The following is a 20,485-nucleotide window of genomic DNA, read 5'->3' as shown; positions in this document are numbered from 1 at the left end:
TATCAGGACTCCCGGCTACGAGCACACATCATCGTCGCTTCGCAAACAACTTTGCCGTCAACCAGCGCTACGCCTTTGAAGCGAGTCAGGCCACGACGCGTTTTTTCAAAAGTGACTTCCATGATCATCTGATCACCAGGCACGACTGGGCGCTTAAAGCGCGCTTCATCAATACCCGCGAAGTAATACAGTTCGCCTGGCTCCAGTTTACCAACGCTTTTAAACGCCAGAATACCGGTAGCCTGAGCCATCGCTTCCAGAATCAACACACCCGGGAAGATAGGCTTACCAGGGAAGTGCCCCTGGAAAAACGGCTCGTTCACGGAAACATTTTTCACTGCGCGCAGAAAACGACCTTCTTCAAAATCCAGCACACGGTCTACCAGCAGAAACGGGTAGCGGTGCGGCAGAAGTTCTAAAATCTCTTCAATATGCAGAGTATGAGTGTCAGTAGTCAAAATACTCTTCCTGTCAAAATGTACTGATAACAATAATAACACGGCCTGCCGGTTTATTAGAAAGCCGACAGGCCGGGAAAAATAGCGTTAAACGGGTGACGTTTAGTCTTGTTGATCGATCTTGCGCTCAAGAGACTTGAGACGCTTGCTCATATCATCAATATTCATCACCAGAGCTGCTGTTTTACGCCATACCTTGTTGGGTTGCAGCGGGATGCCGGAGGAATAGACGCCAGGTTCAGTGATAGGGCGCATTACCATGCCCATTCCGGTCACTGTGACTTTGTCGCATATTTCCATATGGCCATTAATCACGCTCGCGCCGCCGATCATGCAGTAACGGCCAATTTTCAGGCTGCCAGCCATGATGACGCCCCCCGCTACCGCGGTATTGTCGCCAATCACAACGTTATGCGCAATCTGGCACTGGTTATCGATGATAACACCATTGCCAATGATCGTGTCGTCAAGTGCGCCACGGTCAATAGTGGTACAGGCCCCGATCTCCACACGATCGCCAATAATCACGCGACCAAGTTGTGGGATCTTAACCCAATTACCACGATCGTTAGCGTAACCAAAACCATCAGAACCAATCACAGTACTGGACTGGACGAGGCAGTTTTCGCCAATTTCAACTTCATGATAAATGGACACATTGGCCCATAAACGGGTCCCTGCGCCAATTTTCGTATTTTTCCCAACAAAGCAACCTGGTCCGATAACGACGTTATCACCCAGCACTACGCCAGATTCGATAACTGCGTTCGCACCAACCGCCACGTTGTTACCCAACTGAGCCGTCGGATCAATCGCTGCACTGGCAGCAATGTTCTGGGCCGGCTGCGGCGTGGTATCAAGAATTTGAGCCATGCGTGCATACGTCAGGTAGGGATTTTTCACTACCAGTGCAGCGCTAGTGGCAAACGGAAGATCGTCCTGCGTCAGAACAACAGCTGACGCCTGGCATTGAGCCAGTTGTTCACGGTACTTAGGGCTTACCATGAAAGTAATAGTGCCAGCTTTAGCAGATTGCATGGACGCAACAGCGGTGATGACGATATCGCCATCACCGTGTAATTCTGCATCCAACTGCTGAGCTAAATCAGCCAGTCGAATTGAAGGCATTACTTATTTAACCTGTTTCAGAACATCAGCGGTGATGTCTTTAACATCGCTGCTGTTGAAAGCTACGGCGTTCGCATCAACAACCAGATCGATGCTCTGATCGGCAGCTACTGCTTTAACAGCAGTCTGAATGCGAGTCACCAGCTTGCCACGTTCTTCGTTAGAACGACGCTGACGATCCTGCTCGAAAGCCTGCGCTTTCTGGGAGAACGCCTGGCGCTGAGCCATTACGTCTTTTTCCAGTTTGCTACGGTCGCTTGCTTTCATGGTAGAACCATCACGCTGCAGACGCTGCATTTTGGACTGAAGATCGTTTTCCATACCCTGCAGTTCGCTTGCACGGCCTTTGAATTCGTTTTCCAGAGTCGCAGAAACGCCAGTTTTCTGTGCAACCTGCTGGAACAAATTACCCATGTTGACGATTGCAATTTTGTCTGCTGCCTGAGCAGAAGTTGCCATCGCTAAACCGAGACCTGCAGCTAATAACCACTTTTTCACAATTAACTCCTTACCATCCCATTGGCACCAGAAGGTACCGTTCTTTGCGTGGCAAGGCGACCGTTTTACTGATCGCCAGTTGTCAGCGCTACACTGCCAACGCATTCCTTTGCAGCGGATTATTACCAGGTTTTACCAATGTTAAACTGGAATTGCTCCGACTTATCTCCATCATATTTCTTAAACGGCTGGGCGTAAGAGAAGACCAACGGCCCCAGCGGTGACATCCATTGTAATGCGATACCGGCAGACATGCGAATATTGCTCGGATCGCTATAATCTGGAACACCTGCCGCACGCATCTGGGCAGTATTCTGCCAGTTGGTATCCCACACAGTACCGGCATCCCAGAAGAAGGACGTACGGACTGAGTTTGCATATTTATCACTGATAAACGGTGTTGGTGTGATGAACTCCAGACTGGCCACCGCCATCGCGTTACCGCCCACCGCATCATCAGAACTACAGACTTCAGAAGAAGAAGACTTGTCGCAGTTATCCTTGTCGTTCCCACCGTAGTAGACCGCTTTCGGACCAATGTTGTTGGACTGGAAACCACGAACGGTGCTTGAACCACCGGCGTAGAAGTTTTCATAGAATGGCATTTCTTTGCCACCCAGACCATCACCATAACCCCAGCGGGTACGACCCAGAACCACCCACTTGTGGTCGTCATCGATCGGGAAGTAAGACGCAGTATCCAGCGTGACCTTATAGAACTCGTTATCGGAACCCGGTACGGTGACTTTACCGTTCAGGTTGACACGAGAACCTTCCGTCGGGAAGTAACCACGGTCAAGACGGTTATAGGTCCAGCCGTAGTTAAAGGTGAAGTCATCCGCAGCGAAACCGTTGTCATCACTGGAGGTGCTTGCCGACTGGCCAATAGAGTCCAGATAACGCCACATCGCCACCTGCGGTTGCATGTTGGATAGGTCGTTATGCACATAACCTAAGCCCGCACGCAGAGTGTTGTATTCGTTAACCGGGAAGCCAAGCGTACCGTCTACACCGTAACTCTTGTTGGTGTAAGAGGACAGATCCGCGTCGTCAGCTTTAAAGTCGTTATAGAAGATACGACCGCCCAGACTCACACCGTCTACGGTGAAGTATGGGTTAGTGACAGAGAACTCAGAATAGGTCTGGTAGTCGTTTTTGGTACCATTAATACCAACAGAGTAACCCGTACCCAGCCAGTTATCCTGCTGTACACCAACCTGGAAGCTCACGCCGCTTTCAGTACCGTAGCCCACACCGAAGTTGAAGCTACCGGTGTTACGCTCTTTCACTTTATAGACGACATCAACCTGATCCGGGCTACCTGGTACACGCTGGGTATCCGTATCAACAGTTTCAAAATAGCCCAGACGGTTCAGACGCTCTTTCCCCTGGTCAACGAGATCGCTGCCTAACCAGGCTCCTTCCATCTGACGCATTTCGCGGCGCAGAACGGAATCTTTAGAGGTGTCGTTACCGACGAAGCGGATCTTACGCACGTAGAAACGGTTACCCGCATCAACGTTTACGTGCAACTTAACGGTTTTATCCGCGTCGTTGATTTCCGGCTGTGTTTGTACGCGCGGGTAGGCATAACCATAACGGCCGAGCAGCTTCTTAATGCTGTCTTCCATTTTGGTGACTTTGGAACCACTATACAGATCGCCTGGCTGAATTTTGGTCAGCGATTCGATCTCAGCAGAATGCCCTGCCAGGTTACCACTTACTTCAACACCTGAAAGCTTGTACTGATCGCCTTCAGTGATGTTAATCGTAATGTAGATCCCTTTCTTGTCCGGCGTCAGACTGACCTGGGTTGAGTCAATGTTGAAACGGGCATAACCACGATCCAGATAGTAGCTACGCAGGGTCTCAAGGTCGCCCGCCAGTTTCTGTTTCTGGTATTTACGATCGCCCACCACGTTCCACCACGGCACTTCATCGCGCAGCTGGAAGGTCGAGATCAGTTCGTCGGTGCTAAACGCGTGGTTGCCGACAATGTTGATCTGTTGGATCTTCGCAGAAACACCTTCCTGGAAGACCAGCTTCAGGTCAACACGGTTACGTGGCAGAGGTGTTACCACTGCTTTCACGCTGGCACTGTATTTACCCACGCTGTAGTAGAAGTCTTCCAGACCTTTTTCAATGTCTGAAAGGGTTGTGCGGTCCAGAGACTCGCCCACACGAACACCCGATGCTTCAAGGTTTTGCTTGAGCATGTCATCTTTCACCGACTTGTTACCGGAGAAAGTGATACTGGCAATCGTTGGACGTTCTTTTACCTGTACCAGCAGCGTATCACCATCGCGCAGGACGCGAACATCCTCGAAGTTGCCAGTGGCAAACAGAGCACGGATGGTGTTACTGATATCATCATCATTGACCGTATCGCCGGGGCGTACAGGCATACTGAGGAGGGCCGCACCAACGGCGACACGCTGGAGGCCTTCGAAATGAATGTCTTTCACTACGAACCCGTCAGCACCGTATACGGTGGCGCTGCTAAACAGCAGCGACGCTATGAGCAACTTTTTCATCGCCATCGTTATTATGCGTTCTTCCTAACACTCTCTTACAACCGAGAGAAATCATTGAAAAGTGCAAGCCCCATTAACAGCACCAGCAAAATCGAGCCAATGCGATAACTAAAGTCTTGAACTCGCTCGGATACCGGTCCGCCTTTTAGCTTTTCAATCGCTAAAAACAGCAGATGACCCCCGTCTAAAACGGGAAGCGGGAACAGGTTGATTATCCCAAGGTTCACGCTAATCAGCGCGAGGAACATGAGATAGTAAATCACCCCGAATTCCGCTGACATCCCAGCCCCCTGAGCAATCGAAATTGGCCCACTGAGGTTGTTCAGTTTCACATCACCGGTTATCAATTTCCCCAACATGTTGACCGTCAGCTTCATCAGTTGCCATGTTTTATCCGTGGCTTCAAGGATGGCGCTGAAGGGCCCATACTGGCGTATTGTCTTGTACTCATCTGGCAGCGGGATCACTTTTGGCACAACGCCTGCAAACCCTTCTGCCTTTTTGCCGACCGACTTCGTATCCGGGATCAGCGTCAGCGAAAGCGGACTACCTTGCCTCTCAACTTCCAGCGCGAGAGACGTTCCCGGATTATCGCGCACCAGAGTAACAAAGGTCATCCACTCTGTTAATGGTTGACCATCGACTTTAACGATCCTGTCGCCCGCTTGCAAACCCGCTTTGCTCGCCGCCGAATTTGCCTGTACTTCGGCTAATACCGGCTCAATCTGGGCACCGCGTGGACGAATGCCCAGTGCAGCGACGGGATCTTCTTTGTCTGGCTCGAAACGCCAGTGACGTAAATCGAGTACTTTGTCCTGACGCGTGTCGGAACCAAACGGCGATACGCTGATTGTTGTCTGCGGATCACCAATTTTGGCTACCAGTTGCAGTCGCACGGCATCCCAATCAGGGGTTTCGATGCCATCAATCGCTTTAAGTTCCATCCCTGACGTAATTTGCGCACTCGCCGCGATGGAATTGGGGGCAATTTCACCCACAACTGGACGCACGCCGGGGACGCCGATGATAAACACCAGCCAGTAAGCGAAAATAGCAAAGATGAAGTTAGCTACCGGTCCGGCAGCGATGATGGCGGCGCGTTGTCCAACCGTTTTGTTGTTGAATGCGCTGTGTCGTAATTCAGGGGCGACAGGCTCAACGCGCTCGTCGAGCATTTTAACGTAGCCGCCCAGCGGGATAAGAGCGATGACAAATTCAGTGCCGTGGCGGTCAGTGCGCGTCCAGAGTGATTTTCCGAAACCGATGGAAAATCGCTCTACCCGCACACCACAACGGCGAGCAACCCAGAAATGGCCAAATTCATGCACGGTAATCAGTACACCCAGTGCAACAATGAACGCCGCCAGATTCCAGAGAATGCTCAGCATAAAACCTTCCGTTAAATCGTCCCAAATACCAGTAAAAGCAAGCAAGCAAATACCGGAACAGCCGCTGTCAGGCTATCAATGCGATCCAGTATACCGCCATGCCCTGGAATCAGGTGTCCGCTGTCCTTAATCCCTGCTTCTCGCTTGAACATACTCTCGGTTAAATCACCGAGCACTGAGGCAAGCGCAGCAAAAATCGAGCACACCAACAGTATTGACGGTGCCACTTCCAGATTAGCCCAGACGCCATAGCCCCAGGAGATAATCGCTGCCGTAAACAAGCCACCGATGAAGCCTTGCCAGGTTTTACCCGGGGAAACCTTCGGAGCCAGTTTATGCTTGCCAAACAGTTTACCAAACATATAGGCCCCGGAGTCAGCCCCCCAGACGAGAATCATCACATAAAGCAGCCAGATCGCACCGCTGTAGTGGTTTTCGTCATAGTGCCAGGCACGCAGTGCGACCATACCCCAGAAAAATGGAACAATGGTGAGCAAACCAAAAATAAGCCGCAGCACTTTTGAATTACGCCAGATTGCAGCAGAACCGGGGTAGAAAAGCACCAGCAGCAGAGCAGCAACCCACCAGGCCAGTGATATCCACAGAGAACCGGCAACCAGCGGTTGATGAATATCATGGTGATATTCAGGCAACATAAACAGCATCATGGCCAGGATCAAACCACAGAGTACCGCAAGCCATACTCGCTGACTGCGTGAGGTAAAGCCGCTAAATTGTCCCCATTCCCACGCGGCGAGCATACACACGACCAGCGTAACAATAGCGAATCCCACTGGGGGCAGTAAAAACAGCGCCGCAATGACAATGGGTATTAATACAAAAGCGGAAATCAGGCGATACTTCAGCAAAAGCTACCCCCATCAGGCTTTGTCGCCACCAGGCTCGGTGCCGCCGAAACGACGCTCTCGATTGGCAAAGGCATGCAGCGCACCTTCAAAGTCTTGTTCATCAAAATCGGGCCAAAGAACATCCGTAAAGTAAAGTTCGGCATAGGCAATTTGCCATATCAAAAAGTTACTTATGCGATGTTCCCCCCCTGTCCTAATTACCAAATCCACAGGTGCCTGTTCATTCATGCAGATTTGCTTGTTCAGCGCCTCTTCATCAATTTGGTCGGGTCTCAACAGCCCTTCCTGAACCTGTTCAGCCAAATGCCGAACGCCCTGGATAATATCCCAGCGCCCGCCGTAATTCGCCGCAATATTGAGCGTCAGACCTGTATTATTCTCAGTCAGCGCTTCTGCTTTACGAATCCGTTCCTGCAAACGTGAGTTAAAACGACTGGTATCGCCGATGATACGCAGGCGAACGTTGTGGCGGTGCAGGCTTTTTACTTCGCTGTCGAGCGCCCACACAAACAATTCCATCAACGCAGTCACTTCCTGCGGAGGTCGATTCCAGTTTTCACTGCTAAAAGCATAGAGCGTTAACGCATCAATGCCGTTATTGGCGGCAAAAGAAACGGCGCGGCGAACAGATTTCGCCCCAGCTTTATGCCCAAAGGCTCGTATCTTCCCTTGTCTTTTCGCCCAGCGGCCATTGCCATCCATAATGATTGCTACATGACGACAGCCATGAGCTGGCAAGTTTTCGCTTATTGGTTGATTCGCAGACAACATAACGCGTTTTTAGTCCCTGAAAAGGATTTAACGGTACTCAGGAATACTGAAGCCTATACATAAAAAAGCCGTGTCAAACCACGGCTTACCTGACCACATTAAGTCAAATACCTGCGATCAGGTGGCGCAGACTATATCACTGAAGCCCAACGCTAACAAATAGCACGACGACTAGTGCTTGCTTTATCACCAGCTTGCGGGGCGTGTCACCTGTTGGCGCGCAATTTCGCGTGCAGCTGTATCAACCGCCAGCACCTCTTCCACACTTTGTGGTTCACGCAAATCCATCTTTTCCAGTACCGATAAATTCAACGCCGCAATATCGGTAAAGCGGATCTGCTGATTCAGGAATGCTTCAACGGTAATTTCATTGGCTGCATTCAGTGCCGTTGTCGCCGCCTGCCCCTGGTCAAAGGCATGCATCGCAAGCTTCAGGCACGGATAGCGATCGTAATCTGGTTCACTGAACGTCAGAGAACTTAGCTTGCAGAAATCAAGCGGCTTCACGCCAGATTTCACTCGGTTCGGCCACGCCATGGAATGGGCAATTGGCGTACGCATATCCGGCTCGCCCAACTGTGCCAGCACACTGCCATCCTGATAGCGCACCATCGAGTGAATCACCGATTGCGGGTGGATCAGTACTTCCATCTGTTTCGCTGACGCATTAAACAGCCAGCGCGCTTCAATGTATTCCAGACCTTTATTCATCATGGTGGCAGAGTCAACGGAGATTTTACGCCCCATTGACCAGTTCGGATGACGGCACGCCTGATCCGGCGTCATTGCGCTCAGTTCAGACAGTGGCGTTTCACGGAACGGGCCACCAGACCCGGTAAGCAGAATTGACACCACGCCATTCTGCTCGAGGTCAGCGTACCCCAGGTTCTGTTGAAAAGGTTGCGGTAAACTCTGAAAAATCGCGTTGTGCTCGCTATCGACCGGTAAAAGACGCGCCCCGCGCTGCTTCACCGCCTCCATAAACAAGCGTCCGCAGGTCACCAGAGACTCTTTATTGGCTAGCAGAACATCCTTACCAGCATCAATTGCGGCAAGGGTTGGCAACAGCCCAGCGGCCCCGACGATGGCCGCCATAACCTGGTCAACCTCATCCAGCGCAGCCATCTCACAAGCGGCCTGCTGTCCACTCAGAACCTCGGTTCGACAGCCCTTTTCACGCAGTTGCACTTTCAGCAGACGCGCACTCTCTTCGTCATCCATCACCGCATAGCGGGGCACAAACTCCAGGCACTGCTCGACCATTCGCTGCACATTCTTACCGGCCACCAGCGCTGTCACGGTGTAAAGTTCAGGATTATGGCGAACGACGTCGAGAGTACTGCAACCGATAGAGCCGGTTGAGCCGAGGAGTGTTAAATGCTTCATGAGATGCCCGAAAAAAGTTAGACCAGATAAAAGCAAAACGCCGCCAGCAAGACCCGAAGTCCCTCTGAACGGCGTTTATCAGTGTACGACAGAAATCAGAACTGCATCAGTTCCGCTTCTTTATCTGCCAGCGCCGCATCAATTTTCTTGATGGCAGCATCAGTCATTTTCTGAACATCGTCCTGGGAACGACGATCATCATCTTCACTGATCTCTTTTTCTTTCAGCAGCGCTTTGACTTTATCGTTCGCGTCGCGACGTACGTTACGCACAGAAACACGACCCTGCTCAGCTTCGCCACGAACGACTTTGATCAGGTCTTTACGACGCTCTTCCGTCAGCGGAGGCAGTGGAACGCGGATGTCAGCGCCCGCAGAGCTTGGGTTCAGACCGAGGTCAGACGCCATGATCGCTTTCTCAACGGCCGGGCCCATAGAACGATCGAATACGTTGATTTTCAGCGTACGGGTATCTTCAACCGTCACGCTCGCCAGCTGACGCAGAGGGGTTGGCGTCCCGTAGTATTCTACGATGATGCCATCCAGCAGGCTTGGGGAAGCACGGCCAGTACGGATTTTGCTGATTTGGGTTTTGAACGCTTCTACGCATTTTTCCATGCGTACTTCAGCATCTTTTCTGATGTCGTTAATCACGTTACGAATCCTTGGAAACTTGTCTCAGGCAGACTATCCGCCAGCACAGCGCTACAGGTGTGCTAAGTATAGTCGCGTTTAATTCATGACAACGCCAAAGGCGCGCCCGGGTAAGATACCACTACAAAATAAAGCGGAATCTTACCTGTATTTAGCGTCAACGGAAATTATTCCGTGATCAAAGTGCCTTCTTTTTCACCCATGACCACGCGACGCAGTGCGCCAGGCTTGTTCATGTTGAAGACACGGATCGGCAGTTTGTGGTCGCGAGCCAGCGTGAAGGCGGCAAGATCCATCACTTTCAGCTCTTTATCCAGCACTTCGCTGTAGCTCAGCTGATCGTACATGGTGGCAGAAGGATCTTTTGCCGGGTCGGCAGTAAACACGCCGTCAACTTTGGTCGCTTTCAGTACCACATCGGCTTCGATCTCGATACCGCGCAGACAGGCAGCGGAATCGGTTGTAAAGAACGGGTTACCCGTACCGGCGGAGAGGATCACCACGCGGTTGTTGCGCAGCAGGCTAATCGCTTCTGCCCAGCTGTAATTATCGCATACGCCATTCAGTGGAATCGCGGACATCAGGCGGGCATTTACATAGGCGCGATGCAGTGCATCACGCATTGCCAGGCCATTCATGACGGTTGCCAGCATACCCATGTGGTCGCCCACAACGCGGTTCATCCCCGCTTTCGCCAGACCAGCACCACGGAAAAGGTTGCCACCGCCAATGACCACGCCAACCTGGATACCCAGTTCGACCAGTTCTTTGATTTCCTGTGCCATGCGATCAAGGATGCTTGCGTCAATACCGAAGCCTTCCGATCCCTGCAGTGCTTCGCCACTCAGCTTAAGCAGAATGCGTTTGTACACGGGTTTTGCATTGGTAGCCATGTTTCTTTCCTGAGACTGTCAACGATTAAGATGGGGGTTAATTCTGGCGACATGATATGCCGCAAATCAGCACAGCGATACTGGAGCCTGTCTGATTTCCTGTGACGGGTGACAAAAAGAAGCCGCCCTCAGGCGGCTCCTTTTCAATCATTAAGACTGCTTGGACATTGCAGCAACTTCTGCTGCGAAGTCAGTCTCAACTTTCTCGATGCCTTCGCCCACTTCGAAGCGGATGAAGCCAGTTACGTCAGCGTTGTGCTCTTTCAGCAGCTGAGCAACAGACTTGCTTGGATCCATTACGAATGGCTGGCCAGTCAGAGAAACTTCGCCGGTGAATTTCTTCATGCGGCCTTCAACCATTTTCTCTGCGATTTCTTTTGGTTTACCAGACTGCATCGCGATGTCCAGCTGAACCTGGTACTCTTTCTCTACCACTTCAGCAGACACGTCTTCTGGCTTAACGAATTCTGGTTTGCTTGCAGCGATGTGCATAGCCAGCTGTTTGACCAGCTCTTCGTCAGCGCCTTTAGCAGCAACCAGAACGCCGATACGTGCACCGTGCTGGTAAGAGCCCAGAACGTCACCTTCCAGAGAAGCAACACGACGGATGTTGATGTTCTCACCGATTTTAGCAACCAGCGCAACACGTTCTTCTTCGAACTGTGCTTTCAGAACTTCAACGTCAGTGATTTTGCCAGCAACTGCAGCGTCCAGAACTTTGTTAGCAAATGCCTGGAAACCACCATCTTTAGCAACGAAGTCAGTCTGGCAGTTAACTTCCAGAATGATGCCGTAGGTGCCGTCGATTTTAGTGATGATCACGCCGTCAGCAGCAACGTTGCCTGCTTTTTTAGCTGCTTTGATCGCACCGGATTTACGCATGTTTTCGATTGCCAGCTCGATGTCGCCGTTCGCTTCAGTCAGCGCTTTTTTGCAATCCATCATGCCTGCGCCAGTACGCTCGCGCAGCTCTTTTACCAGGGATGCGGTAATTTCAGCCATTCTTAAATCCTCGGGAGATGTGAACTGCCCGGCCTGCGGCCAAACAGTGTAAATTGAAAAAAGGGGCCGATAATGGGCCCCTATTCATACACGGTACTAATAAGGGGTGAAACCTTATTATTCAGCTTCTACGAAGCTTTCTTCCGCCTGAGAAGCCAGATCCTGGGAACGGCCTTCACGAACGGTAGCAGCTACAGCGCTCAGATACAGGCTAACAGCACGGATTGCGTCGTCGTTACCCGGGATAACGAAGTCAACACCGTCCGGATCGGAGTTGGTATCAACGATAGCGAATACCGGGATACCCAGGTTGTTAGCTTCTTTGATTGCGATGTGCTCGTGGTCTGCATCGATTACGAACAGCGCGTCTGGCAGGCCGCCCATATCTTTGATACCGCCCAGGCTGTTTTCCAGCTTGTCCAGCTCACGAGTGCGCATCAGCGCTTCTTTCTTAGTCAGCTTGTCGAAAGTACCGTCCTGAGACTGGGTTTCCAGATCTTTCAGGCGTTTGATTGACTGACGAACAGTTTTCCAGTTAGTCAGCATGCCGCCCAACCAGCGATGGTTCACGAAGAACTGGTCGCAGCTGTTAGCAGCATCTTTCACAGCTTCGCTTGCAGCGCGCTTAGTACCAACGAACAGAATCTTACCTTTACGGGAAGAGATCTTGTTCAGCTCAGCCAGGGCTTCGTTGAACATTGGTACAGTTTTCTCAAGGTTGATGATGTGAACTTTGTTACGTGCGCCGAAGATGAAAGGCTTCATTTTCGGGTTCCAGTAACGGGTCTGGTGACCAAAGTGAACACCAGCCTTGAGCATGTCGCGCATGGAAACAGTTGCCATGTTTAAAACCTCTATATTGAAAGTTGGGGTTATGCCTCCACGTATCCCATATTACCGACCCCGAAGGGCACCCCGGAATATGTGCCGATACGTGTGTGTTGTTACACAAAGTGAGATTTGTCGCTTCCGTCCAGCTTGTGTATCTGAGATGGATCGGAAGTCCGGCGCGCTTTATACCACAAAACACGACCAGAAACCAACAGTTGTTGGCGGAGTGTGCTGTTAATGATTCTCAATTTGGCACGAGGTGTGCCTGACTGATACCATTGGCGACACTTAGACTAGTATTGTCGAAAAAATCGACACCGATGGACAGATTACATGGCTATCTCTATTAAGACACCTGAAGAAATTGAAAAGATGCGCGTCGCCGGTCGTCTGGCCGCGGAAGTGCTGGAAATGATCGAGCCGTTCGTGAAGCCGGGCGTCAGCACCGGTGAACTGGACCGCATCTGTAACGACTACATCGTGAACGAGCAGCACGCGGTATCTGCGTGCCTCGGCTACCACGGTTTCCCGAAATCCGTCTGCATTTCTATTAATGAAGTGGTTTGCCACGGCATTCCGGACAACGAAAAACTGCTCAAAGATGGCGACATCGTCAACATCGACGTGACGGTCATTAAAGATGACTACCACGGTGACACCTCTAAGATGTTCATCGTTGGCAAGCCAACCATTCTGGGCGAGCGTCTGTGTAAAGTGACGCAAGAGAGCCTGTACCTGGCGCTGAAAATGGTGAAACCGGGTATTCGCCTGCGTACCATTGGTGCCGCGATTCAGAAGTTCGTGGAAGCGGAAGGTTTCTCCGTCGTTCGCGAATACTGCGGTCACGGCATTGGCCGTGTGTTCCACGAAGAACCGCAGGTTCTGCACTATGATGCAGATGATGGCGGCGTAGTGTTGCAAAAAGGCATGACCTTCACCATCGAGCCGATGGTCAACGCCGGTGACTACCGCATCCGCACCATGAAAGATGGCTGGACGGTGAAAACCAAAGACAGAAGCTTGTCTGCGCAGTACGAGCATACTATTGTGGTAACAGACAACGGCTGCGAAATTATGACGTTGCGCAAGGATGACACTATCCCGGCGATACTGACGCACGATGAATGATAAAAAAGCCGGCAAATGCCGGCTTTTTTAATGGCTATAGCTTTTTCTTATGGGTGGCGCACGATGAGTAATCTTTTACCCGAACAGTATGCTAACACAGCACTTCCCACCCTCCCCGACCAACCCGATAACCCGGGTGTCTGGCCGGCGCACGAGCTGACCTGCGCGCATATTAAAGCCCATATGGATGTTTTCCATCGCTGGCTGGGTAGTGCGTTCGACGCAGGCGTGTCGGCCGAGCAACTCATTGAAGCGCGCACCGAATTTATCGACCAGTTGCTGCAGCGACTGTGGATCGATTACGGTTTTGGGCAAATTAGCGATGTTGCACTGGTTGCCGTTGGGGGCTATGGCCGCGGTGAGCTGCATCCACTTTCCGACATTGATTTACTGATCTTAAGTCGCAAAAAACTGCCGGACGAACAGGCGCAAAAAATTGGTGAACTGCTGACTCTGCTCTGGGATGTGAAGCTGGAAGTCGGCCATAGCGTACGCACTCTTGAAGAGTGCCTGCTGGAAGGGTTATCTGACCTGACCGTCGCCACCAACCTGATTGAAACCCGCCTGCTGATAGGCGACGTGGCGCTGTTCCTGGAGCTGCAAAAACACATTTTTAGTGACGGTTTCTGGCCGTCAGAAAAGTTCTTCGCTGCGAAGGTTGAGGAACAAAACCAGCGCCACCAGCGTTACCACGGCACCAGCTATAATCTGGAGCCTGATATCAAAAGCAGCCCCGGCGGTCTGCGCGATATCCACACCCTGCAGTGGGTAGCCCGTCGCCACTTCGGCGCGACCTCGCTGGATGAGATGGTGGGCTTTGGTTTTTTAACCGAAGCCGAGCGTAACGAATTAAATGAGTGTCTGCACCTGCTGTGGCGCATTCGCTTTGCCCTGCACCTGGAACTTAATCGCTACGATAACCGCTTGCTGTTTGACCGTCAGCTCAGCGTAGCTCAGCGTCTGAATTACCAGGGCGAAGGCAACGAGCCGGTTGAACACATGATGAAGGATTTCTTCCGTGTCACCCGCCGCGTTACCGAACTGAACCAGATGCTGTTGCAGCTATTCGATGAGGCAATCCTCGCCCTGACGGCGGATGAAAAGCCCCGCCCTATCGACGACGAATTCCAGCTGCGCGGCACGCTTATCGATCTGCGCGACGAAACGTTATTTATCCGCGAGCCGGAAGCGATCCTGCGCATGTTTTACACCATGGTGCGTAACAGCGCGATCACCGGGATCTACTCCACAACTCTGCGCCATCTGCGCCATGCACGCCGTCATTTGACACAGCCGCTGTGCTATATCCCGGAAGCGCGATCGCTATTTCTGAGTATGCTCCGCCACCCGGGTGCCGTCAGCCGCGGCTTACTGCCGATGCACCGCCACAGCGTGCTGTGGGCCTATATGCCGCAGTGGTCACACATTGTCGGGCAGATGCAGTTCGATCTGTTCCACGCCTACACGGTAGATGAACACACGATCCGCGTGATGCTCAAGCTGGAAAGTTTTGCCAGAGAAGAGACGCGATCCCGCCACCCGCTGTGTGTAGAATTGTGGCCGCGCCTTACCCATCCGGAATTGATCCTGATTGCCGCCCTGTTCCACGATATTGCCAAAGGTCGCGGCGGTGACCATTCGGTGCTGGGTGCCCAGGACGTGCTCAAATTTGCCGAACTGCACGGTCTGAACTCACGTGAAACGCAGCTGGTCGCCTGGCTGGTACGCCATCACCTGCTGATGTCGGTCACCGCGCAGCGTCGAGATATTCAGGATCCTGAAGTGATCAAGCAGTTCGCGGAAGAGGTGCAAACGGAAAACCGTCTGCGCTATCTGGTCTGCCTGACGGTGGCGGATATTTGTGCCACCAACGAGACGTTGTGGAACAGCTGGAAGCAAAGCCTGCTGCGCGAGCTGTACTTTGCCACCGAAAAACAGCTGCGTCGCGGAATGCAAAACACCCCGGACATGCGCGAGCGTGTACGCCACCACCAGTTGCAGGCCCTGGCGCTGCTGCGGATGGATAACATTGATGAAGAGGCACTGCATCAAATTTGGGCGCGCTGCCGTGCTAACTATTTTGTTCGCCACAGCCCAAATCAGCTTGCCTGGCATGCGCGGCATCTGCTGCAACATGATTTGTCGCAACCAATGATCCTCCTCAGTCCGCAAGCCACGCGCGGTGGTACGGAGATTTTCATCTGGAGCCCGGATCGACCTTATCTGTTTGCCGCAGTCTGCGCCGAACTGGACAGGCGTAATCTGAGCGTTCACGACGCGCAGATTTTCACTACCCGCGACGGCATGGCGATGGATACGTTCATTGTGCTGGAACCGGACGGCAGCCCGCTGTCATCGGACAGGCACGAAGGAATACGCTTCGGTCTGGAACAGGCCATCACCCAGCGCAGCTGGCAGCCTCCGCAGCCGCGTCGTCAGCCTGCAAAATTACGCCACTTTACCGTCGATACCGAGGTCAATTTCCTGCCGACCCACACCGACCGTAAATCGTTCCTGGAGCTGATCGCGCTCGACCAGCCAGGGCTACTCGCCCGTGTCGGCCAGGTTTTTGCCGATCTAGGAATTTCGCTTCACGGGGCCAGAATTACAACCATTGGCGAGCGAGTAGAAGATTTATTTATAATCGCCACTGCAGACCGGCGTGCCCTTAATAATGACCTGCAACTTGAAGTGCAACAACGGTTGACAGCAGCCCTCAATCCAAACGATAAAGGGTGACGTGTTTTTTAGTGAAATGGAAAGAGTAAACAATGCAGCAGTTACAGAACGTTATTGAGTCCGCTTTTGAGCGTCGCGCCGAGATCACCCCGGCCAATGTGGATACCGTTACCCGTGAAGCGGTAAACCAGGTCATTTCCCTGCTGGATTCCGGCGCATTGCGTGTGGCAGAAAAAATCGACGGTCAGTGGGTCACTCATCAATGGCTGAAGAAAGCCGTGCTGCTCTCTTTCCGTATCAACGATAACCAGGTTATCGACGGAGCAGAAAGCCGCTACTTCGATAAAGTGCCAATGAAATTCGCTGATTACGACGAAGCGCGTTTCCAGAAAGAAGGTTTCCGCGTGGTTCCGCCAGCGGCGGTTCGTCAGGGCGCATTCATCGCACGCAACACCGTGCTGATGCCATCCTACGTGAACATCGGTGCCTACGTTGACGAAGGCACCATGGTAGATACCTGGGCTACCGTTGGCTCCTGCGCGCAGATCGGTAAAAACGTTCACCTGTCTGGCGGCGTCGGTATCGGTGGTGTTCTGGAACCACTGCAGGCTAACCCAACCATTATCGAAGACAACTGCTTCATCGGCGCGCGCTCTGAAGTGGTTGAAGGTGTCATCGTTGAAGAAGGCTCCGTGATCTCCATGGGCGTTTACATCGGCCAGAGCACCCGCATTTATGACCGTGAAACCGGTGAAGTGCATTACGGTCGCGTTCCGGCGGGCTCCGTGGTGGTTTCCGGCAACCTGCCGTCAAAAGATGGCAAATACAGCCTGTACTGTGCGGTTATCGTGAAAAAAGTCGATGCGAAAACGCGTGGCAAAGTTGGCATCAACGAACTGCTGCGCACCATCGATTAATCGGGTATAACAAAAAGCGGGGGCAACCCCGCTTTTTTTATATCTGAGGGTGGCGAAAATAGATTTTTTCGTTAATTATTCAAAGGTTATGTTGAGATCAAGGGTACCGCTATGTACGATAATCTGAAAAGTCTGGGCATTACCAATCCTGATGAAATTGATCGTTACAGCCTCCGTCAGGAAGCCAATAACGATATTCTGAAAATCTATTTTCACAAGGACAAAGGAGAGTTTTTCGCCAAGAGCGTGAAGTTTAAATATCCACGCCAGCGTAAGACCGTCGTCGCTGACGGTGTAGGGCAAGGGTACAAAGAAGTTCAGGAAATCAGCCCTAACCTGCGCTATGTGATCGATGAACTCGATCAGATCTGCCAGCGCGACCGCACTGAAGTCGATCTCAAGCGTAAGATCCTCGACGATCTGCGTCACCTTGAAAGCGTTGTGACGAATAAGATCAGCGAGATTGAAGCGGATCTTGAGAAATTAACGCGGAATAAATAAGTCAGGTGCGGCCTGTTGCCCTCACTCCAGCCCTCTCCCACCGGGAGAGGGTGAAACTCTTATCTCTGCTCATCCAGCTGCAGCGCCACATACAGCAGCAGCCTGTCGTCAAAACACCCCAAATCCAGCCCTGTCAGCTCCGAAATCCGGTTAAGCCGATATTCCAGAGTATTACGATGAATAAACAGCGCTTTCGAGGTCGCCAGCGGCTGCACGTTATGACGAAACCACGCCTGTAGCGTCCGACGCAGCAACCCGTTGTTGTCCATGGCTTTCAGTCGCGCTAATGGTCGTGCCAGCTCATTGGCCTGCCAGCCCCCACGCAGGCTATCGAGCAGCACCGGCAGCATCAGATCCTGATAAAAATAACTGCGGCTTTCCGGCATCCGCTGTTTACCCACCATCATGGTGGTGCGAGCAGTACGCCAGGAACGGGCAATACTGCCCGGTCCGGTAAAGTAATTGCCGAGCGCAACGCGAAAACGCAGTTGACCATTTTCCTTCATCCGGGAGATCAGCAGCTCCACGCGACGACGATGATCGTCCGCATCCCAGCGACCAAATGCATTGAGCGCCGGTTTGAGCACCACCATTTCCGTCAGAGACACGATTGCCACCAGGTTATCGCGCTCCGGTGTCGCCAGCGCATTTTGCAGTTGCTGCAGTTCGGCCATCGCGCTGTCGACGCCAAGCTGGCCGCTATCGACCTCAATCACCGCCACCACGCGCGGCTGGTTCAGATCGATCCCCAGACGCTGCGCCCATTCGCTCAGTGCCGGCGTATGCTCTTCCGCCTGGATCAGGTTCATCACCAGCTCTTCACGCAGGCGGCTGTCCTGAGCGAGCAGGTGCATCAGGCGCGACTGCTCCAGCATCATCTCTGCCGTCATGCAGACCAGCTCGCCATATTTGCGCAAGGCTCCCGGCTCGCCTGTCAGGCCAATTACCCCCACAATTTCGCCTTCAATGCGCAGCGGCAAATTAATGCCCTGACGAACACCGTGCAGATGTTTCGCCACTGCATCGTCGATATCCACGACCCGCCCCTGGGAGAGCACCAGCAACGCACCTTCGTGCAATTCACCAATACGCTCACGATCGCCGCTACCAATAATGCGCCCGCGGGCATCCATTACGTTGATATTGGTATCAATGATTCGCATGGTGCGCGCCACAATATCCTGCGCCATTTTGGTATCAAGGTGCCAGCCAGCCATGTAACCCTCCTCTGAGCAGAGCTCAAGCATAGGGAAGTTCAGCGACGGCTGCATTGTGCGAATGCACAAAGAGAGAGGAAGATGTATGGAGTTGTGGTAAGAGTCACAGAAAAGAGAAAGCCCCTGCGTACAGGGGCTTTAGAGGATTACTGCATCAGCAGATAGAGAGAGGTATCACCACGCTGGATATTCAGCGCCAGCACGGAAGGCTTGCTGTCGAGAATTTTGCGCAGTTCAGCAATGTTTTTCACCGGCTGCTGGTTAGCACCCATGATGACATCACCTTTTTTCAGGCCGATACGGGCTGCCGGTGAATTCGCTTTCACGTTGTTCACCACCACACCTTTATCTGCACCTTTATTGCTCATCTCGGCACCTTCAATACCGCTGAAGATGGTGCTGGAATCCACCTGATTCTGGCTGCTCTGCTGCAACTCCAGGCTCACGTTAACCGGCTTACCGTCACGCAGCAGGCCAAGGGTCACTTTGCTGCCAATCGGCATAGAGCCCACTTCCGCACGCAGGGCGGCAAAGCTGCTGATCGGTTTACCGTTCAGAGAGGTGATCACATCCCCCGCTTTAATACCCGCTTTTGCCGCAGAGGAATTAGGCATCACCTGGCTGACGAATGCCCCACGCTGAGCATCAACTTTCATCGCCTTAGCCAGTTCGGAGTTCAGTTCCGTACCGAGGATACCCAGCTCACCGCGTTTCACCTGGCCATACTGCACCATCTGCGCGGTCAGGTTTTTCACCATATTACTTGGGATAGCAAAGCCGATACCGATGTTGCCACCGTCCGGTGCCAGGATCGCGGTGTTGATCCCGATCAGTTCACCGTTCAGGTTCACCAGCGCACCGCCGGAGTTACCGCGGTTGATCGCCGCATCCGTCTGGATGAAGTTTTCGTAGTTTTCCGCATTCAGACCGCTACGCCCCAGAGCGGAGACGATACCTGAGGTTACGGTTTCACCCAGACCGAACGGGTTACCGATCGCCACTGTGTAGTCACCCACACGCAGCGCGTCGGAGTCGGCAATTTTAATCGCCGTCAGGTTTTTCGGATCCTGAATCTGGATCAGCGCAATATCAGAGCGCGGATCTTTACCCACGACTTTTGCATCAAATTTACGGCCGTCGCTCAGCTGAACTTTGATGGTGCTGGCGTTATCAACCACGTGGTTGTTCGTCACCACGTAGCCTTTCGCCGCATCAATAATCACCCCTGAACCAAGCGCCATGAATTTCTGCTGCTGGCCGCCGCCCTGGCTGTCATCCCCTGCGCCACCGCCCTGACAGAACGGAGAGCTCTGGAAAGGAGAACCGTCCTGGCAGAACGGTGAGTTGTCACCGAAGAACTGCTGGAAGTTACGCGGCATACGCGGCGTGTTGACGGTCGTGCTACCCTCAACGTTGATACTCACCACCGATGGCATCACTTTTTCGAGCATCGGTGCCAGGCTTGGCATCTGCTGCGCGGTTGCTGCCGACGACGCGGTCTCGGCTGCAGTAGCAGTCAGAGGAGACAGCGCTAAACCTAAACTCAGAGCCAGTGCACTCATTGCTAATGTGGTTTTTTTCATGTTTCTCAATCTCGATTTACAGGTAACGCAAAATTGCTGTGTAACTCAG

18 protein-coding genes are annotated in these 20,485 nt (G+C 52.5%); 4 read left to right on the top strand and 14 right to left on the bottom strand.

All coding sequences use genetic code 11. The features are described from left to right. Positions 1–2: 2 nt before the first annotated feature. The 12 genes from fabZ to rpsB form a co-directional block, all read right to left on the bottom strand. Positions 3–458 (bottom strand): 3-hydroxyacyl-ACP dehydratase FabZ, encoded by a 456-nt coding sequence (fabZ, locus tag HED65_RS14965; RefSeq protein ID WP_010426706.1) that lies wholly within the window; start codon positions 456–458, stop codon positions 3–5. Positions 459–560: 102 nt separating this feature from the next. After that, on the bottom strand, positions 561–1,586 hold the full coding sequence (lpxD, locus tag HED65_RS14960; RefSeq protein ID WP_114979150.1) for a UDP-3-O-(3-hydroxymyristoyl)glucosamine N-acyltransferase: 1,026 nt from the start codon (positions 1,584–1,586) through the stop codon (positions 561–563). A 3-nt stretch (positions 1,587–1,589) separates the two neighbouring features. Further along, positions 1,590–2,084: a molecular chaperone Skp gene (skp, locus tag HED65_RS14955; RefSeq protein WP_023334576.1), complete on the bottom strand. Its 495-nt coding sequence runs from the start codon at positions 2,082–2,084 to the stop codon at positions 1,590–1,592. A gap of 122 nt (positions 2,085–2,206) precedes the next feature. Beyond that, on the bottom strand, positions 2,207–4,624 hold the full coding sequence (gene bamA, locus HED65_RS14950) for an outer membrane protein assembly factor BamA (RefSeq protein WP_114979149.1): 2,418 nt from the start codon (positions 4,622–4,624) through the stop codon (positions 2,207–2,209). A gap of 29 nt (positions 4,625–4,653) precedes the next feature. Continuing rightward, positions 4,654–6,006, bottom strand: a complete 1,353-nt coding sequence (rseP, locus tag HED65_RS14945) for a sigma E protease regulator RseP (protein ID WP_023310458.1) — start codon at positions 6,004–6,006, stop codon at positions 4,654–4,656. An 11-nt stretch (positions 6,007–6,017) separates the two neighbouring features. Then, positions 6,018–6,875 (bottom strand): phosphatidate cytidylyltransferase, encoded by an 858-nt coding sequence (cdsA, locus tag HED65_RS14940; RefSeq protein ID WP_114979148.1) that lies wholly within the window; start codon positions 6,873–6,875, stop codon positions 6,018–6,020. A 12-nt stretch (positions 6,876–6,887) separates the two neighbouring features. Next, a complete protein-coding gene (gene ispU, locus HED65_RS14935; protein WP_028018298.1) occupies positions 6,888–7,646 on the bottom strand; it encodes a (2E,6E)-farnesyl-diphosphate-specific ditrans,polycis-undecaprenyl-diphosphate synthase in 759 nt (252 codons plus the stop codon). A 186-nt stretch (positions 7,647–7,832) separates the two neighbouring features. Next, positions 7,833–9,032, bottom strand: a complete 1,200-nt coding sequence (gene ispC / locus HED65_RS14930; RefSeq protein WP_114979147.1) for a 1-deoxy-D-xylulose-5-phosphate reductoisomerase — start codon at positions 9,030–9,032, stop codon at positions 7,833–7,835. A 95-nt stretch (positions 9,033–9,127) separates the two neighbouring features. Beyond that, positions 9,128–9,685 (bottom strand): ribosome recycling factor, encoded by a 558-nt coding sequence (frr, locus tag HED65_RS14925; protein ID WP_028018300.1) that lies wholly within the window; start codon positions 9,683–9,685, stop codon positions 9,128–9,130. A 167-nt stretch (positions 9,686–9,852) separates the two neighbouring features. Next, positions 9,853–10,578, bottom strand: a complete 726-nt coding sequence (gene pyrH / locus HED65_RS14920) for a UMP kinase (protein ID WP_008501910.1) — start codon at positions 10,576–10,578, stop codon at positions 9,853–9,855. A 150-nt stretch (positions 10,579–10,728) separates the two neighbouring features. Further along, positions 10,729–11,580: a translation elongation factor Ts gene (tsf, locus tag HED65_RS14915; RefSeq protein WP_014830708.1), complete on the bottom strand. Its 852-nt coding sequence runs from the start codon at positions 11,578–11,580 to the stop codon at positions 10,729–10,731. Between the two features lie 117 nt (positions 11,581–11,697). Further along, positions 11,698–12,423: a 30S ribosomal protein S2 gene (rpsB, locus tag HED65_RS14910; protein ID WP_003856207.1), complete on the bottom strand. Its 726-nt coding sequence runs from the start codon at positions 12,421–12,423 to the stop codon at positions 11,698–11,700. 321 nt (positions 12,424–12,744) lie between these two features. Here rpsB and map point away from each other — a divergent pair, with 321 nt between their 5' ends. From map to HED65_RS14890, 4 genes are all read left to right on the top strand, one after another. Next, entirely contained in the window at positions 12,745–13,539 is a 795-nt protein-coding gene (gene map / locus HED65_RS14905) for a type I methionyl aminopeptidase (RefSeq protein WP_028018301.1), read from the top strand. A 63-nt stretch (positions 13,540–13,602) separates the two neighbouring features. After that, positions 13,603–16,278, top strand: coding sequence for a bifunctional uridylyltransferase/uridylyl-removing protein GlnD (gene glnD, locus HED65_RS14900; protein WP_114979146.1), 2,676 nt, complete (start codon positions 13,603–13,605; stop codon positions 16,276–16,278). A 32-nt stretch (positions 16,279–16,310) separates the two neighbouring features. After that, the gene (gene dapD / locus HED65_RS14895; RefSeq protein WP_008501915.1) at positions 16,311–17,135 is read left to right on the top strand and encodes a 2,3,4,5-tetrahydropyridine-2,6-dicarboxylate N-succinyltransferase; all 825 of its coding nucleotides are present in this window, start codon (positions 16,311–16,313) and stop codon (positions 17,133–17,135) included. Positions 17,136–17,246: 111 nt separating this feature from the next. Next, positions 17,247–17,636: a DUF3461 family protein gene (locus HED65_RS14890; protein ID WP_008501916.1), complete on the top strand. Its 390-nt coding sequence runs from the start codon at positions 17,247–17,249 to the stop codon at positions 17,634–17,636. 59 nt (positions 17,637–17,695) lie between these two features. Here HED65_RS14890 and HED65_RS14885 read toward each other — a convergent pair whose 3' ends face one another. Both HED65_RS14885 and degP read right to left on the bottom strand, forming a co-directional pair. Further along, complete coding sequence (locus HED65_RS14885) at positions 17,696–18,853, bottom strand: CdaR family transcriptional regulator (RefSeq protein WP_114979145.1); 1,158 nt, start codon at positions 18,851–18,853, stop codon at positions 17,696–17,698. Positions 18,854–18,999: 146 nt separating this feature from the next. After that, entirely contained in the window at positions 19,000–20,436 is a 1,437-nt protein-coding gene (gene degP / locus HED65_RS14880) for a serine endoprotease DegP (protein ID WP_114979144.1), read from the bottom strand. Positions 20,437–20,485: the final 49 nt, after the last annotated feature.

The sequence above is a fragment of the Pantoea sp. LS15 genome, from assembly GCF_012241585.1.
Lineage (GTDB): Bacteria > Pseudomonadota > Gammaproteobacteria > Enterobacterales > Enterobacteriaceae > Enterobacter.
Note: the sequence above shows the minus strand (reverse complement) of the source record. Positions and strands in the feature narration are given on the sequence as shown.